Origin of the sequence: Agromyces italicus DSM 16388 (genome assembly GCF_000421545.1) — a bacterium.
Taxonomy (GTDB): Bacteria; Actinomycetota; Actinomycetes; order Actinomycetales; family Microbacteriaceae; genus Agromyces; species Agromyces italicus.
The window spans coordinates 674145-691157 of sequence record NZ_ATXF01000004.1 but is presented as its reverse complement, the minus strand read 5'-3'; the positions used below and the strand labels follow the sequence as shown (position 1 = coordinate 691157).

Here is a 17013-nt window from a genome sequence, read left to right as displayed (position 1 = left end):
CGCGGCGCCCGCTCAGCGCGGGGTGACGGTGATCGGCGAGTCGAGCGGGCCGGGCGGGCGCACCGGGAACGACGACAGCGCGCGCTCGCCTGAGAACGACACGGTGGCGTGCACCCCGGCCGCACCGCCGAGCTCGACGACGCTGCGCTGCTCCAGCTCGAGCGACGCCGCCTCCCCAGGGGCGAGGCGGAGCGAGCGCTCCTCTCCATCGATCACCGCCACGACGTCGAGCTCCTCGTCGCCCGGCTTCAGCAGGTGCAGCACCGGCCCCGGGCCCTGCGGCACGGCCACGACCGCGGCGTCGAGCAGCGGCGTCGTGGCCACGGTCCAGCCGAGATCGACCGAGGCGTCCTCGTCGTCGCCGCCGGGAGCGGTCTGCGCCTGCGGGGTGCCGGTCGTGGCTCGGGCCGCGGCGACGATCGGCGCGTCGGCCTCGAGCGTGATCGTGTAGTCGCCCTCGTCGAGCTCGCCGAGCGGCACATCGGTCGTCTGGCCCGGCTCGAGCGAGACGTCGATGCCCGCACCGCCGCCGCCCGATTCCGAGGCGACGCCGATCGAGACCTCCACGGGCTCGTCGCCGGGCGCGAAGAGCCGCACCGCCGGGTGGTCGTCGCCCTCGGCGTGGTCGTCGGCCGGGTCGACGCCGCCGGCGTTCGGCACCACGAAGCCGGGGATCACCTGGGTCGTCGCGGGCATCGCCGTCGGCCCGACCAGCTCGACGCCCGCCGGCGTGAGGCCTTCGACGACCGAGTGCTCGAGCGTGGCCGCGATCGCGCCGCCCGTGCTGGTCACGTGCACCACCGGTGAGCGGAGGTTCGGTGCGAGCCCCGCGAGCGAGAGCACGCGCTGCTCGCCGGCCGGAACCGTGATGCCGAGCGCCGAGGGGGCGTCGACCGGACCGTTCTCCCCGCTCACGCGCACGTCGACGTCGGCGGCGACCTCGCTGGGGTTGGAGAGCAGCACGATACTGCTCCGCCCGACATCGGTGGCGCCGCCGACGAGCCAGGCCTCGGCGACCGCTTCGTCGCAGGCGGCGGCGGCGAATCCGGCGATCGTCTCGCGTTCGCTGCGCTGACCCTGCGCCCCCGCCATTTCTCCGACCCCGGCGGCACCGGCCCCGGTGGTCAGGGCGAGCGGGCTTCCGTCGCGGTCGGCGTTCGGGTTCTCGGGCGCGCCGAGCGGCGTCTCGGTGATCTCGACGTCGTCGGGCGAGACGCCCGTCGTGACCGAGGTCGAGCCGACCGAGACGGCGGTCGTCGCGTCGGCGGCGTCGTCGCCGAGCGAGAGCAACGGGCCCGGGCAGACGCGCAGCTGGCCCGTCTCGGCCGGCTCCACCACCGTCGAGGGCGGCTCGACGCGGAACTCGGGCCACGGGACGAGTGCCGCCGCGGCGAGCGCCGCCGCCGCGATGCCGCCGGCCAGCACGAGAGCGAGGGCGCGACCGCCCACGCGGGCGATGTCGCGAGCGAGTTCGCGCTTATCGGCCATCGTCATCTCCTTCGCTCTCGGGGGTCGGTTCATCTTGGCCCTCGGGTTCGGGGGCGGGCCCGGTCTCGGGTTCGGATGTCTCGGGTTCGGGTGCCTCGGGTTCGGGTGTCTCGGGTTCGGGTGCCTCGGGTTCGGGTGTCTCGGGTTCGGGTGCCTCGGGTTCGGGTGTCTCGGGTTCGGGTGCCTCGGGTTCGGGTGTCTCGGGTTCGGGTGCCTCGGGTTCGGGTGCTTCGGCAGCCGTTTCGACGGAAGCCGAACCCGCCTCCGCGTCGTCAGTTGCGACAGCCTGCTCGGCATCGGAGCCGGGTTGCGCGCCCTCGGCCGCGGTCCGTTCCTTCCGACGGCTCGGCGTCACCGGGCGGCGGCGCTCAGGGCGGCGGTCCGCCTCCCGCCCGGCGCCGGTGGGGATCGAGAGCAGCAGGGTCGCGCCCAGCACGAGGAGCTGCACCGCAGTGACGACCCCCGCCATCCAGCCTCCGGCGCCGGCCGGGATCTGCGCGGCCGGAGCGTCGGGCTCGGCGGCGGTGAAGCGCCAGAGCGTGCCGAAGTCGGTCTCGCCGACGGCCACGAGCGCGGAATTGGCGTCGAGCGCCGTGCGCGCCCGATCGGCGATCGCGACCGCCGCGGTGTCGTCGGGGTCTGCCGGTTCGTCGAGCAGCACGAAGGAGGCGCCGAACTCGCGTACCGCCGCCTCGGCGTCCGCTCCGCTGCGCGAAGCGAGGTTGCCGGCGACGAGCGCGAGCTCCTCCTCCTCGGCCGACAGCGTCCGCTCGGTCGCGGCGAGCGTCGACTGGTCGTCGAGCGTGGTTCCGGTGCCGCGCTCGAGGGTCGCGCGCAGGCTTCCATCGGTGTCGGGCGTCAGACGGAGCGTCGTGACCCGCGGGTCGGTCTCGGCCTCCGCGCCGACGAAGGCGGGCAGGGTGCGCGCCGCGGCGGGCTGCACCGCGACCGCGCCCGTCGCGAGGGCGACCCCGGTCGGAAGGACCGCGGCGGCCATGGCGGCGAACACCACCCATCCGAGCAGGGCGCGTCCGCGTCGCATCGCATCGAGCGCGAGCACCGCGGCGAGCACGAGCCCGAGCCAGGCGAGGCTGAGGCCCGCTCCAGTCCAGATCGGGATGGCGTGCGCGCCGGCCGAGCCGACTGCGAGGTGGGCTGCGGCCACCGCTGTGGCGAAGCCGAGAAGTGCGATCCCGAGCGCGAGCGCCGCCGGCCTGAGCGTGCGGGTGAGCACCGCGGCGAGCGCGACGAGCACGAGCGGGAGCACGAGGGCGCTGAGCGCGATGCGGAAGTCGACGGAGCCGGAGGAGGAGAAGAAGCTGTCCCAGCCGCCCCAGCCTCCGTCGGGCAGTCCGAGGGCGAGTTGCCAGATCGTCGGGATCTCGCTCCCGACCGGGAGTCCCGGATCGGCCAGGAGGCCGAGCGGAGTGCCGCGGCGGAGCTGATCGGCCACGAGCGGCAGCGCGAGCACGAGGGCGGGGATCGGCAGGCCGATGAGGCGTACCCAGGCGCGCCCGCTCAGCGCGAGCGCGACGACCCACGCCACCAGCAGCGCGGGCACGAGACTCGGGGCGGCGCCGACGAGAGCGGCGAGGAGCAGCGAGGCGGTCGCCGCCGCAGCCCACGACGTGGCGGCGCCGAATGCGGCGAACGCGAACCAGGCCAGCAGCACGTGGGCGAGCACGGCCCCGGGGCGACCGTCACCGAGCGCCACGAGGAACGGCGGCGCGAAGGCCCAGAGGAGTGCGGCGACGGCGCGCACCGAGGCCCGCTCGGTCAGTCGCGAGGCGGCGAACCAGGCGCCGACCGCGGCGGCCGGGATCGCGAGCAGCCAGAGCACGAGGAGCGCGAACGACGGCGCCCAGAACGCCGCCGAGCCGATGACGGCGAGGACCCCGGCGAACGGGTCGGCTGCGCCCACGAAGCCGGTGCCGAGGTCGCGCCAGCCGTAGGCGGCGTTGCGCCAGAGCTCGGCGACATCGCCCGAGAGCGGCTGGAGTGCCCCTCCGCCGACCCCGCCCGAGCCGAGCAGCCACGAGAAGAGCCCGACGGAGGCGGCCGCCGTCGCGAGGAGGATCCATCCCCCGCCGGTGCCGATGAACTGGAGCTCGTGCTTGCGCCCCCGCGCCCGCTCGCGCCGCGCCTCGGCGGAGTGCTGTCGACGGCGCCGCATCTCGTCGGGCTGCATGCGCAGCGGCGCGATCGCCGACCAGCCGACCGTGCGCGCCGACTTCAGCGCGCGCCGAGCCCGAGGCACCCGTGCGCCCGAGAACATCGTCGTGAATGCCGCGGCGAACTCGCCGGGGATGGCTCCGGGCGCCTTGACGAGCAGCAGCCGGACCGAGCGGACGACGGCGAGCAGCAGGAAGCTCAGCCAGTGCAGCGGCACGAACGGGAGCGGTGCGTAGACGAGTCTGCGGTGGAGCTGAGCTGCACGGGTCGCCCGCACACGGCGGCGCGTCGTGCGCGCCCGCGGTCCGACTTCGGGTCCGGCGACCCCGACCCCGGCGAAGCGCACCTTCGCCTCGGGGACGACCGCGACCCGGTGCCCCGCCAGGCGGGCGCGGATCGAGAGGTCGAGCGCGTCGTCGACGGTGGGGAGCCCCGGGTCGAATCCGCCGAGGGCCCGCAAGACGGTGTGGCGCACGAGGATCGCCGCGGGATCGAGTACCAGGACGTCGCTGAGCCCGTCGTGCTGGCCCTGGTCGAGTTCATCGGTGACGATCGCGACGCTCCGCCCGAGCCGGGTGATCGAGCGGCCGAATCGAACGATTCGCTCGGGCTCGTCCCAGTCGACGAGCTTGGGGCCCGCGACGGCGACCGACTTCGCGGTCTCGAGGGAGGCGACGAGCTGTGCGAGCGCATCGGGGGCCGGCGCGCTGTCCTCCGCGAGCAGCCACAGCGCGTCAGCATCACCCCCGGGAGCCTCGAGCACCCGGTCGGCGGCACGGATCGCCTCGCCGAACGAGAGATGCTGGGAGAGGTCGACGAGGTGGGACGGCGACGCCGCGGCGACCTGCTCGCGTGCGACGTCATCGGCCTCGGTGAGCACGACGACGAGGGCGTCGGGCATCCGCTCCTGCAGGTGGAGGGCATCGAGCGTCTGGCGCAGGTGGTCGCCGCCGTGGTGCACGACGAGGACGGCGGTGACTCTGGGGAACATCGGGGTCAGCCTAAGCGGCGCACCCCGCGGCATCCGCAAGCGAGGCGGGCGCGCCTCGAAAACGACGGCCGGAAAGCCGAGCGCGGAGCCTGCCGAAGCAGGCCCCGCGTCTCACACCGCCCGCTTGCGGAGCTTGCGCCGCTCGCGTTCGGAGAGCCCGCCCCAGATACCGAAGCGCTCGTCGTTGCCGAGCGCGTACTCGAGGCAGTCGCCTCGAACCTCGCAACCGGTGCAGATCTTCTTCGCGTCCCGAGTCGATCCGCCCTTTTCAGGGAAGAACGCCTCGGGATCGGTCTGCGCGCACAATGCGTCGCTCTGCCACGCCAACGGATTGTCATCGTCGACCGTCGGCCGCACGCCGGGAACTCCCAGCCTGACCGGATCGATGAACCAATCGTCAGGTACTCCAGAACGATATTCAGGACTTCCCATATCGTCTCCCACCCAGTTGTACCGACCACCCAGAGGGTGTGTCACGACCAATTACACCGGTGTAGTTCGCGAGAGTCAAGTCGTAGATCGTAAACCCTCAATCCGTCATCGAGGCTTCAGGACGTTCACGACACGCCGGGTGTTGGGGAGACGTTATGAATCGGGTGCGGATGCCCCGTGCTCAGCTCGCGGCGCGGCGTGCGTCCCAGGCGCTCCGCACCATGTCGGTGAGCGAGTGGCGCATACGCCAGTCGAGGTCGCGTGCCGCGAGTTCGCCCGAGGCCACGATGCGCGCCGGGTCGCCTGCGCGACGGGCCGCGATCTCGGGAGCGAACGCGATGCCGGTGACCTCGGCGACCGCCGTCATGATCTCGCCGACCGAGACGCCGTCGCCCGATCCGAGGTTGTACACGGGCTCGACCGGCTCGCCCGCCTCGAGCCGTTGGGCCGCGACGACGTGGGCCTCGGCGAGGTCGGCCACGTGGATGTAGTCGCGGACGCAGGTGCCGTCGGGCGTCGGGTAGTCGTCGCCGTTGATACGCGGCGTGCGGCCGTCGAGCAGCGCGTCGAACACGAGCGGGAAGAGGTTGTGCGGGCTCGGGTCGAACACCTCGGGCGTGCCGGATCCGACGACGTTGAAGTAGCGCAGGCTCGTGTGGGCGAGGCCGGCCGCCCGGGCCTGGTCGGCGAGGAGCCACTCGCCGATGAGCTTCGACTCGCCGTACGGCGATTCGGGATGCTTCGGGGTCGCCTCGGTGACGAGATCGACGTCGGGCGTGCCGTACACCGCGGCGCTCGAGGAGAAGACGATGCTCGAGACGCCCTTGGCCTCCATCGCCGCGAGGAGGGTCGCCGTGCCCGTGACGTTCTGCTGGTAGGTGTGCAGCGGCCGCTGCACCGAGACGCCGGCGTACTTGTACCCGGCGAGGTGCACGACGCCGCGGATGTCGTATCGCTCGAACGCCGACTCGAGCACCCGCCCGTCGAGGATGGACCCCTGCACGAAGGGGATGCCGTCGGACACGAAACCGCGCCGCCCGGAGGAGAGGTCGTCGACGACGACGGTGTCGATGCCCTTCGCCGCGAATGCCCGCACGACGTGCGAACCGATGTAGCCCGCTCCTCCGGTGACCAGCCAGCTCATGTTCCGCCTCTCCCGGCGGCGGTGTCTCCGGCGCCCACCCGATCGTAACCGGCGGGCCGGGTGAGCGAGTCGAAGGGCGAGCGCAGCGAGCGTCGTTCCAGCTGGTTGAGGAGCGAGCGCAGCGAGCGTCGTTCCAGCTGGTTGAGGAGCGAGCGCAGCGAGCGTCTCGAAACCGCATTCCAGCTGGTTGAGGAGCGAGCGCAGCGAGCGTCTCGAAACCGGGGCCCGACCTTACCCGAGGCGTTCGACGTGGCGATTGCGGTCGCGGATCTCGGGACGGCCGTAGCCGTCGCCGTCGAGTCGGAGCACCGTGGCGAGGACGGCCCAGACGGCGAGCCCCGCGAGCACGAGGAGGAGGATGGTCATGGCAGTTAATCTACGTATTGCCAGAAACTGCCGAAAGTGGCAGAGTAGACAGCAATCGATCGTTTTCTGCCAAGCGGAGGGCACCGTGCTCCACTCCATCGCCTGTCTCGCCATCCCGCAGATGGCGCCGTTCGAATTCGGCGTGATCTGCGAGGTCTTCGGCATCGACCGCTCCGAACAGGGCGGGCCGAGCTTCGACTTCCATGTCGTCGCCGCCGAACCCGGCCCCATCTCGACGAAGCTCGGGTTCGACATCGTCGTGCACGAGGGGCTCGAGTTCGCCCGCACCGCCGACCTCGTCGCAGTGCCCGCCGCCCTCATCGACGAACCGCTCGACGAACGCGTCGCCGAGGTGATCCGCGATGCGGTCGCGCGCGGCGCCTGGGTCCTCAGCGTCTGCTCGGGCGCGTTCACGCTCGGCCGCGCCGGCGTGCTCGACGGGCGACGCGCCACCACCCACTGGATGTACACCGACCGCCTCGCCGCCGAGTTCCCGACGACCGACGTCGACCCCGACGTGCTCTTCGTGCAAGACGACAAGGTCGTCACCGGCGCCGGCACGGCCGCGGGCATCGACGCGGCCCTCCACATCGTGCGCTCCGAGCTCGGCGCGAGCGCCGCGAACATCATCGCCCGCCGCATGGTGGTGCCCCCGCAGCGCGACGGCGGCCAGTCGCAGTTCATCCAGACGCCCATCGGCGAGTGCCGAAGCGACTCGTTCGCGACGATCACCACGTGGATGCTCGAGCACCTCGACGAAGACCTCACCGTCGACCGGCTCGCCCGCACCGCGCTCATGTCGCCGCGCACCTTCGCCCGCAGGTTCCGGGCGGAGACGGGCACCACGCCGAACGCCTGGCTCAACCGTCAGCGGCTGCTGCGCGCACAGCAACTCCTCGAGGAGACCGACCTCAACCTCGAGCAGATCGCCCGCGACACCGGGTTCGGCGCCGCCGCCGTCATGCGGCACCACTTCGTGAAGGTGTTGCAGACGACGCCGACGGCCTATCGACGGTTGTTCGGGCTGCGCGTCGCGAGCTGAGGCGCGCTGGCCGGATGCCTCGGGCCCACCCGCCCGCTCAGCCGGCGCCGTTCGTGGCGATCCAGGCGGATCCCTGCCCGCTCACCGCGATGCGCCCCTCGTCGGGGGTCACGTAGGCGGCCTCGCCGCGTTCGAGGCGCGCCTCACCGACCTCACCGCGCAGCGTGACCGCGGCGCCGTCGGCGATCACGATCGCGGGCCCGTCGAGCTCCACCCCGCCGTCGGTCACCTTGTGCAGCACGAAGTCGGGCACGTCGGGGCGGAAGGTCTCGACCCCCGGTGCGGTCTGCTCAGGCTCGAGCCGAGGCGGCGGCCCCGGCGTGAAGTCGAGCATGTCGACGAGTTCGGCGACATCGATGTGCTTCGGCGTGAGCCCGCCGCGCAGCACGTTGTCGCTCGCCGCCATGAGCTCGATGCCGAGACCGTCGAGGTAGGCGTGGATGTTGCCGGCGGCGAGGTAGAGCGACTCCCCCGCGCGCAGTCGCACCCGGTTGAGCAGCAGCGAGATGACGATTCCGGGGTCACCGGGGTACGCCTCGGCGAGTGACCCCACCGTCGCGAACGACTCGGCGTACGACGAGGCCGCGGCCTCGGGTGCCGCGGCGAGCGCAACCACCCGCTCGACGACCCAGCTCGCTTCGCCGGTGTCGCCGCCTCGGCCGTCGGTCAGCAGCCACTCGACGGTCGTGCGCAGCGGGTCGGCGCCCGAGAGTCGCGATTCGAGCAGGTCGAGCGCACCCGGTTCGGGCGCACCGGATGCCTCGTCGGCGGCCCTGAGCGCGGCGAGCACCCCGCGCACCTCGTCGAGCGGGCGGAAGCCCGACAGCGCGTCGAAGGTCTCGCTCACCGCCACGATGAGCTCGGGCTTGTGGAACTCGTCCTTGTAATTGCGGTCGTAGGCGTCGATCGGCACCCCCTCGGCCTCCTCGCGGGCGAAGCCCGCGCACGCCTGCTCGGGGGTCGGGTGCGCCTGCAACGAGAGCGGCGCGCCCGCCGCGAGGATCTTCAGGAGGAACGGGAGCCGCGCGCCCTTCGCGGCGAGCTCGGGGCCGAGCGCAGTGCGAGGTTCGGCGGCGATCCACTCGACGAGGTCGGCGTGCCCGACGGACGCCGTGTCGACGATCCGTGCGGGCGACCCCGCGTGCGCACCGAGCCAGAGCTCGGCCTCGGGGCCGCCAGAGGCCGGCCTACCGCGATATTCGGCGATCGCGCTCCTCGAGCCCCAGGCGTAGTCGCGGGGGGTGTTGTCGATCGCCACGAACATTCGTGCTGTCCCTTTCCTCGGCGTGGCTCCAAGCTACCAACGGCTGTGCGACGGCGAATCGAGCACTTCCGCGCGCCGCCCTCTCGGGCACCGCACGTGCGCAGTGCAGCCGGGTCAATCGCGAGCGCGGAAGGAGACGCGGTTCGCCTCGCCTCGGACGATCGCACCGGCGATGCTGTCGACACCGGCTCGGGCGACGTCGTGTTTGTAGGTGAGCTTGTGCACCCAGGAGTCGGCGAGCAGGCGTTCGAACTGACCATCTTCGTTCGGACGATGGAGCGCCGCTTGCAGGGCCAGCGCTGCCCGCGGATGCCGGTGCTCGGAAGCGTCCCATTCGGCGGCGAACCGCTCGTCGAACCAATAGAGCATCTCGAGCGTGTAGTGCAACTGGAAGTAGTCGAGCAGACGACGTTCGCGCTCCCACCAGAGGAGCATCGCCTCACGGAGCATCAAGATGCTGTACGCGCCAGGTCGTGAAGCCATGAACCACGTACCGATGCGCGGTCCCGAGTAGTTGAAGACGAAGAACTCCTGCCGCGTGAGCGCCGGCTCGGAGTCGATCGCATCGCCGGTGAGCAGACAGGTCGCGTCGAGCCAGACGCCGCCGAACCTGCTCAGGACGTCGAGCCGGATCAGGTCGGAGAGGTGGGTGTAGTTCGCCCCCACGTCACGGATCACCTGTGCCGGTAGGCCCGAATAGAAGCCGAGGTTCGAGGCGTCGAGTTCGTGCAGCCGACCGGGTGCCGTGTGCTGCTGCATCGACTCGTGGCACCGCCGCACGATGGCGGGTGCCTGGCTGAATCCCTGATGCCAGTATGTGAAGACGGGAGGATGCTCGTCGGTCGCGATGGACGAGGCGGTGCGGACGGGGTTGGCCGCTCGTGCCCGGATCTCGTCGAGATGGTCTCTGACGAAGATGCCGAGCTCGCGCCGCACCCACATCGCCTTCGGGTCGGTGTCGAGCGCGCGGTCGATGTCGAACGGCGGAGCGCCGTCGGCCCCGCCCGCCTCGACCGAGAGACGCCTCGACGCGGCGAGGTCGCTTCGCTTGTCGGCGATCGCGGCGCGCCGGTAGAGCGCCTCGGCACGCTGCTCGCCGGCGGTGACGGCTTCGAATTCCGTGTTCGCTCGAGTCAGGTCGCCCGCCGCCGCGGCGAGCCGCCCCAGTTCGAGGTGGACGGCCCCGGGGAACGCCGTGCTCCCGAGCGCGGCGGTGAACTCGTGACGAGCGCGGTCGGCGTCGCCGTACGCGGAGGCGAGAAGACCCGCGAAGTAGCTCGACTCACGATCGGCGCCGTGCCGACGTCGAACCCAGGTCTCCACCGCCCGTCGCTCGACCTCGTCGTCGAGCTCGGCGAGCATCTTTCGCGCAAGCGAAGGCAGGTCGGGGGCGGACCCGACGATCTCGGGGAGCGATCGCAATGATCGCACCGAGGGCGAGCCGTCGGCGTCGCCCTGCCAACCGAACTCGTGGAAGTCCGTCGGTCGCATCGCACCGTCGAAGTAGGTGATGTCTCGTGCATCCTCGACCAACGAGAGCTGATCCCAATAGACGACGCCGCCGCCGGCGGCCATGCCCGAGACATAGCGGATCCAGGCGCCGGTGGCCGTGGCGGGCACGGTGAATTCGTGGGTGATCGCGTGCTCGCCCGGTGCGTCGTCCGCTGAGGCCGACGGGTCGGGGTTCCAGTGCTTGACGCCCGCGATCTCCCAACCCGGTGAGATCGACAGCCGGGTCTTCGCGACCTGACCTGTGAGTCGCTTCGGAACGTAGACGACCGCGCTCGCTCGATATGTTCGACCGGGTACGAGCCCGGTTCGGAAGGCACCGTCACGTCCTTCCGGCGCGAAATGGGTGTCGAAACTGCCCGTCACGCCCTCGACTCTGAGCGACCGCCCGCCGGGCGCGACGGACCAGTCGGTCGAGACCTCGACGGTGTTGTTGACATGCACGTAGTAGCCGTCGGGCGATGAGCCGATGCCCCCTGCGGCGACGAAGCGCGGATTCGAGATGAGATTGACTCGCGGCGCGGTCACCGGTGCGGGGAGGTAGCGCCGGACCCGTCGAGCAACCGTGCGTTTCACGTCCATGTCAACGCACCTCGGAGCCGGTGCGGGACTCGGCTGGGCCCGTGCCCGGCTGTCCTGCGACGATGGGCGGATTCGCCGGTCGCACGGCCGCGAGGTCGGTGTCGACAGGCGCCTGGCGGAGCAGCCGCCCCGTCGCCTCCTGAATTCGCGCGACGTTCCGTTTCCAGACACGCCGGAATCCGACTTCCTGCTGGAGCCGGAGCAGGCCCTGGCCCGGTCCTCGCGAACGGGCGAGCGACAGCGGCAGCGACCGGGTGATCTCCGCGATCGGTTTGCCCCGGAGGTAGGCGACGAAGTCGGTGACCCGGAACTTCGGGGCGAATTCGCGTTCGACACCGCCCAGCTCCACCGCGTCCCTGAGTGTCGCGAGGTTCTCGCGGTAGGTGTCCGCGGTCGGATCGACGCTGAAGTGCTCGAACCCGAACCTGAAGGCGTCGCGCCAGAGCCGATCCTCGTCGTAGAAAGGGAGCGATGTGGTCCGCTTCACGAACTCGACGAGCTTCGGCGTCGTCGCGTCGAAGAGTTCGACGTCGTAGTGCCGCTCGCGATACACCGGGACGACCCGGTCCCCTGCACGGCGATAGCCCTCGGTCGTGCCGTACGGCAGGTTCGCGAAGATCGCCTCGATGAGCAGCAACGACTCCGACGCGGCCGTGTAGTTGTGCCTGATGCTCACGCCTTCGGTCGGATAGATGCTCCGGGCGTAGTAGAAGGGCGTCTCGACCGGGTGCCCGGCGGCCTCCTCGAGCAGCCGTGCGAGGCAGTCCTGGGTGTACCCTCGGCCCCAGTACTCGACGAAGGCGAATCGTTCGCCGAGGTCGATCTCCTGTCGGAGGTAGTCGGTTGCGACTTCGCGATCGGACCTGGCGATCTCGGTGAGGCGTCGACGATAGGCGGCCGACGACTTGAGCGACGCCACGATGTTGCCCGCAGTGTAGCCGTCGAAGGTCCCCACCTTCTCGTACTGCTCGAACTCGGGAAACAGCTCGAGGAGTTCATCCCTGCTGAGGCGGCTCGCCTCGACGAGCGAACTGAACGATCGGATGCCGCCGAAGCTGCCGTGTCCCGCGAACGTGTCGTCGTCGATGCCGTCGACCTGCGACGCGAGCCGCCACGCGCGACGGGATCCGAAGATGTAGGCGGTGCGGATCGGCAGCCCGCGGGCGTCGATGATCGCGTCGGCGATCGCCTTCATGTGATGGCCGTCACGCGAGATGAAGTACAGGGTCGAGTACCCGCGAGCCACCGCGTCGTCGAGCGCCCACTTCACGTACGGGACGAGGAACAGCGAGACGTTCCGGAACACGAATGCTTCGGACTCGGTCAGTCCCTCGAGGCGCGCCTCGCGCAGCACCCCTGCGAGCAGGAACGCGTCGTACGTGTCGGCCGAGTCGATGAGGGCCGTCTCGAACTCGTCGAACTCGGGCGTCTCCAGCGCAACGGGCGTGATGCCCATGCGCTCCGCCATCTGCACGTCCGCACGAGGGTTGTCGCCCGTGTGGATCCACTCACCGAAGTCGTATTTCAGGTCGAGGTAGGCACGCACGTAGAGTTGGCCGGTCGACTTCTGGACACCGTGCTCGTTCGACAGGAACACCGGAAGCCCCACGAGGTCGGCCGAGGCCTTCGCGAGCATCGTGTCGATGACGGTCCGCGGAAGGTACATGTCGCTGATGAGGATGACGGTCTCGCCGGCGGCGCGGAGCTCGCGGATTCTCGCGACCATCTCGTCATCGGCATAGGTGTCGGCGATCTCGGCTTCGATCTCCCAGGCCTTGAGCTGCTCGGTCTGCTCGACGGTGAGCGAGTAGAGCTCGGCGAGGCGGTCGTAGATCTCGTCGAGCGTGATCTCGAACCGCAGGTCGACCGCGCGCCGGGGGTCCTTGCGCTTCGCCTCACGCACGGCCGCCTCGGCCTGCCGTCGAAGCTCGATGAAGCGTTGCATGAGCCGCTCGGGAAACCCGAGGTTCGAGGCCTCGGCACGCTCCCGCACGAGGTGGAAGATCGACACCGGAGCCACCGACGTGCGGTGGATCACCGTGTCGAAGATGTCGAAGCTGTACAGGGTCGGCAACGCGACATCCGTCAATTCGTAGGTGAGCGCCCGCTCGACCAGCGTCTCGAAGGTGTCGGGAGTCGAATAGGCCCAGAAGATCTCGGAGAGCCGTGCCAGCTCGTCGGGCTCGACGCGGTTGTCGCCGCCGAGTGCCGAGAGCAGCGCGTCGAAATCGGTGACGACCGTGCCGCACGACAGCGAGAAGTAGTCGAGTTCGGGTTCGAGTGCGGTCGGGTCCTCGTGATCGAAGGCGTAGCGGATGAAGCGATTCGCGCCGGCGGCGATCAGGTCGTAGTGGATCGAGGAATAGTCGACGATGGTGAGGTCGATGTCCTCGAAGATCTCGTAGACGTCGTCGCGGTTGTCCCAGAAGAGCAGGCGCTGCTGGTCGGCGTACTTCTCTTTCAGGCTCTGGTAGGTCCGGTCGGCCTCGAGCTGCGGATGCATCTTCAGGATGAGGAGCTGTCCGTTGCGTTCGAGCGTCGACACCAGCTGCTCGATGTCGGGCAGTGCTCGGTGCACGAAATCGTCGTTGCCCGAGAGACGGTAGGTGGGCGCGTACATGACGATCTCGGTCGAGGCGGGCAGCCCCTGCCGTGTTCGCACGTCGTGGTCGTACGTCTCGACGCGACCGAAGCGGCGCACGAACTCGTTCTGCGGGTAGCCCGCGCGGATGACCTGGGCCTCGGTGAAGTCGATCTGGGTCTTGAAGTGCTGCTCCATCGTCGGCGAGGTCACGAGGAGCATCTGGGTGTCGCGGTAGACCTTGTTGTTGCGGATGTACTTCGCGGCGATACGCGGCAGCAGGAAGCCATCGGTCATCGCGCGCTCGATGCGCTTGACGCCGACCCCGTGCCAGAGGTTGAGCAGCACGACGCCCGTCATCCGTTCGGGAATCTGCTCCTTGACCTGGTTCACGACGAACACACCGGCCCGCTCCTGGAGACTCCGCCCGGCACGCGACCGGAACGTCACCGCCTTGAATCCGAGCTTTCGTATCCGTCGCGCGGTCTCAGCCGAGTCGGTGATCCACCAGCTGTCGATGTCGGAACGCATCTTGCTCGTGTAGAGGAACAACCACTTCGGGTTGCCGCTGAACTCGGCTGCGTTGAAGAGCCAGGTGCGGCGATCTCGTGCGTGGGGGTTGGCTGGCAAAAGATGTCTCCGGAATCCTCAATGCGACTGGACGAGTCTAGTCGGTGGCATCCTCCACATCTCCCGCGTCCGAACAATCCGAGCGCCGTCGGAGGAATCGAGGAGATGGCACTCCCGAGAGGACCTCACCCGCGCGATAGCCTTGACCCCATGACCCCCGCTCGCCGCAGCGCGCTCTCCGGCGCATACGCGACGTTCGCGCTCTTCACGCTGCTCGCCGGCCAGTTCTGGCGCAACCTCCTCGGCTGGTGGGGCTTCGGCGTGGTCGCCGGTCTCGTGCTCGTCGGCGCGATCTGGCTCGTCGTCGCGACGAGACCGAAATGGATCTGGCGCAGAGTGCCGAAGTCGACGCTCGTCTTCGTCGTGTTCGCGACGCTGTCGATCGCATGGTCGTTCTACCCCGGCGCCTCGGCATTGGGGGTCGCGCTCACCCTCGTCACGACCTTCGTCGCGGTGTCCCTCGCGCTGAGCCTGCCCTGGTCGGGGATCGTCCGCTCGCTCGGCGCCGCGATCAAGTGGGTGCTGGCGCTCTCGCTGCTCTTCGAGCTCTGGGTCGCGGCGTTCCTCCGCGAACCGCTGCTGCCGAACTTCCCCGACTTCGACCCCGACGCCCCGAAGATCCCGATGGCCTTCTACTGGTCGCGGGCGCTGCTCTTCGACGGCGGCCCGATCGAGGGCATCGTGGCCAGCCGCAATCTCCTCGCGATGACCGCGCTCCTCGGCCTCATCGTCTTCGGCACGATGCTCGCGGCGGGCACGATGCGACGCGTGAGCGGCATTTCCTGGCTCGTCGTCGCCGGCGCGGTCTTCGCACTCACCCGATCGGCGACCGTCATCCTCGTGGCGGTGGTCGTGCTCGTCGCCCTCGGCTTCGCACTCTGGGCACGCCGGGTCGGCCCCGAGCGTCGTCGCAGGGTGTACTGGGCGGCCGGCGGCGCGCTGGTGGCATCCGTCACCCTGCTCGCCGTGTTCTGGAACCGGCTGCTCGACGTCTTCGGCAAAGGTGACGACCTGACCGGCCGTCTCGACATCTGGGATGCCGTGATCGGCATGATCGGCGAACGCCCCATCGCGGGCTGGGGATGGGTCGGCTACTGGAACCCCTTCGTCGAGCCGTTCAGCGACCTCGCCGTCCGCAAGGGCGTCGTCTACCTTCAGGCGCACAACGCCTGGCTCGACGTCTGGATGCAGCTCGGCCTCATCGGGCTCATCGCCTTCGCCGCCATCGTGATCGGGGCGCTGTGGCGCTCGTGGTTCCTCGCCGTCGACCGACCTATGGATGTCTCGGGCCGGTCGATCGCGTACTCCTCCGCCGCGCTCCTCCCCCTGCTCGTGCTCGTCGCGCTCATCGGCCAGAGCCTCGCCGAGAGCCGAATCCTCGTCGAGAGCGGGTGGGTGCTGCTCATCGCGATCGCTTGGGCGACGAAGCGGCGCCAGTGGGAGCACGAGCCCCTGCCCCCGGCACCGCGGGCGAAGCGGTTCGGCGGGCTCGACGCGCAGAGCGTGCGCGACGGGGCGCGATGACGTCGGGCGGGGTGCCGGCGCGCGCCGAGACGATCCGCGAGTTCGTGGGATCGGCACGGTTCGCACAGGCGGTCTCGCTCATCGCCATCGGGCTGGCGTTCAGCACGCACGCGATCCGCGCCCTCATCGGCTGGCCCGGCCTGCTCGCGGCGCTCGCGGGGCTGCTCGTGCTCTGCGCGGCGTCGCTCGTGACCCGCTGGCGCGCGATCGAGTGGTACGGCATCCTGCCCCTGACGATCCTCGTCTTCGTCGGCTGGTGCGCGGCGTCGGTGCTCTGGAGCACGACGCCCGGCGCCTCGGCCGCCCGGGTCGTCTATCTCGTTGCGTTCGCCGTGCTCGGCGTCTACGTGGCGCTCATGCGCGACACCATCCAGATCGTGCGCGCCTTCGGCGACACCTTCCGGCTCCTCCTCGGCGTCTCGCTCGCACTCGAGCTGCTCGCCGGCATCCTCATCGACTCACCGATCCCGTTCCTCGGCATCCACGGCGACCTCGCCGCGTTCGGTCCGATCCAGGGCATCTTCGGATCGCGCAACATGCTCGGCTTCGTCGCGCTCATCGGCTTCATCACCTTCGTCGTCGAATGGCGGATGCACATCATCTCGCGCACTCGCGCGCTCGCTTCGCTCGCCGTCGCGCTCGGCTCCATCGTGCTCTCGGGCTCACCGACGGCGTGGATCGCGCTCGGCGCTGCCCTCGTCGCACTCGCGGCGCTCTACGGGCTGCGGCGGGTGCCCGCGGTGAGCCGCTGGCGATGGCAGCTCGCACTGCTCGTGACCGGGGCGGCCGCACTCGTCACCGGCTGGGTCCTGCGAATCCGCATCATCGAACTGCTCGACGCCCGGGCCGAGTTCGACGTGCGGCTCGACCTCTGGCGCGAGCTCTCGCGCTACCTGAGCCTCAACCCCCTGCAGGGCTGGGGCTGGGTCGGGCGTTGGCCCGACGCTCCCCCGTACACCTGGCTCGAGGCGGGCGTCGGGCGGGCGCACGAATCGGCGCTGAACGCGTACCTCGACGCCTACTTCCAGGTCGGCGTCATCGGCGCATTCGCCTTCGCGGCGCTCATCGGCGTGGCGCTCGTGCGCGCGTGGCTGCTCGCGTCGAACCGGCGCAGCGTCGTGTACCTGTGGCCCGCCCTCGTGCTGGTCGCGGTCGCGGTGACGAGCGCGGCCGAAAGCTTCGCGCTCTACGAGGGCGGGTGGATGCTCGTCGTGATCTGTGCGGTGAAGGCGGCGCGCGACATGAGCTGGCGGGACGCGCTCAAGCGAAGCTGAGCAGCGACTGCGAA

Annotated in this window: 11 protein-coding genes; 3 read left to right on the top strand and 8 right to left on the bottom strand. The window is 70.3% G+C overall.

All coding sequences use genetic code 11. The features are described from left to right. Nucleotides 1-12 precede the first annotated feature (12 nt). The 5 genes from H516_RS18110 to H516_RS22800 form a co-directional block, all read right to left on the bottom strand. Complete coding sequence (locus H516_RS18110; protein ID WP_022888340.1) at nucleotides 13-1488, bottom strand: DUF5719 family protein; 1476 nt, start codon at nucleotides 1486-1488, stop codon at nucleotides 13-15. Then, complete coding sequence (locus H516_RS18100) at nucleotides 1478-4651, bottom strand: glycosyltransferase family 2 protein (protein ID WP_022888339.1); 3174 nt, start codon at nucleotides 4649-4651, stop codon at nucleotides 1478-1480. The genes H516_RS18110 and H516_RS18100 overlap by 11 nt, the downstream gene beginning before the upstream one ends. A 111-nt stretch (nucleotides 4652-4762) precedes the next feature. Beyond that, nucleotides 4763-5083: a WhiB family transcriptional regulator gene (locus tag H516_RS0103515; protein ID WP_084620253.1), complete on the bottom strand. Its 321-nt coding sequence runs from the start codon at nucleotides 5081-5083 to the stop codon at nucleotides 4763-4765. Between the two features lie 181 nt (nucleotides 5084-5264). Continuing rightward, nucleotides 5265-6227: a UDP-glucose 4-epimerase GalE gene (galE, locus tag H516_RS0103510; protein ID WP_022888337.1), complete on the bottom strand. Its 963-nt coding sequence runs from the start codon at nucleotides 6225-6227 to the stop codon at nucleotides 5265-5267. Between the two features lie 231 nt (nucleotides 6228-6458). Continuing rightward, on the bottom strand, nucleotides 6459-6593 hold the full coding sequence (locus H516_RS22800) for a hypothetical protein (protein ID WP_022888336.1): 135 nt from the start codon (nucleotides 6591-6593) through the stop codon (nucleotides 6459-6461). 85 nt (nucleotides 6594-6678) lie between these two features. Here H516_RS22800 and H516_RS0103500 point away from each other — a divergent pair, with 85 nt between their 5' ends. After that, entirely contained in the window at nucleotides 6679-7635 is a 957-nt protein-coding gene (locus H516_RS0103500; protein ID WP_022888335.1) for a GlxA family transcriptional regulator, read from the top strand. A gap of 37 nt (nucleotides 7636-7672) precedes the next feature. On the opposite strand, the gene manA is transcribed toward H516_RS0103500, so the two are convergent. The 3 genes from manA to H516_RS18095 form a co-directional block, all read right to left on the bottom strand. Beyond that, nucleotides 7673-8899 carry a mannose-6-phosphate isomerase, class I gene (gene manA / locus H516_RS0103495; protein WP_022888334.1) on the bottom strand — a complete coding sequence of 409 codons (1227 nt, stop codon included), beginning with the start codon at nucleotides 8897-8899 and terminating at the stop codon, nucleotides 7673-7675. A 114-nt stretch (nucleotides 8900-9013) separates the two neighbouring features. Further along, nucleotides 9014-10990, bottom strand: coding sequence for a capsular polysaccharide synthesis protein (locus H516_RS0103490; protein ID WP_033196670.1), 1977 nt, complete (start codon nucleotides 10988-10990; stop codon nucleotides 9014-9016). A 1-nt stretch (nucleotide 10991) separates the two neighbouring features. After that, complete coding sequence (locus H516_RS18095; RefSeq protein WP_022888332.1) at nucleotides 10992-14201, bottom strand: CDP-glycerol glycerophosphotransferase family protein; 3210 nt, start codon at nucleotides 14199-14201, stop codon at nucleotides 10992-10994. A gap of 150 nt (nucleotides 14202-14351) precedes the next feature. On the opposite strand from H516_RS18095, the gene H516_RS18090 reads away from it, so the two are divergent. Beyond that, the gene (locus H516_RS18090; RefSeq protein WP_245561700.1) at nucleotides 14352-15725 is read left to right on the top strand and encodes an O-antigen ligase family protein; all 1374 of its coding nucleotides are present in this window, start codon (nucleotides 14352-14354) and stop codon (nucleotides 15723-15725) included. Then, the gene (locus tag H516_RS0103475) at nucleotides 15722-16999 is read left to right on the top strand and encodes an O-antigen ligase family protein (protein ID WP_022888330.1); all 1278 of its coding nucleotides are present in this window, start codon (nucleotides 15722-15724) and stop codon (nucleotides 16997-16999) included. Before H516_RS18090 ends, H516_RS0103475 begins: the two co-directional genes overlap by 4 nt. Nucleotides 17000-17013 lie beyond the last annotated feature (14 nt).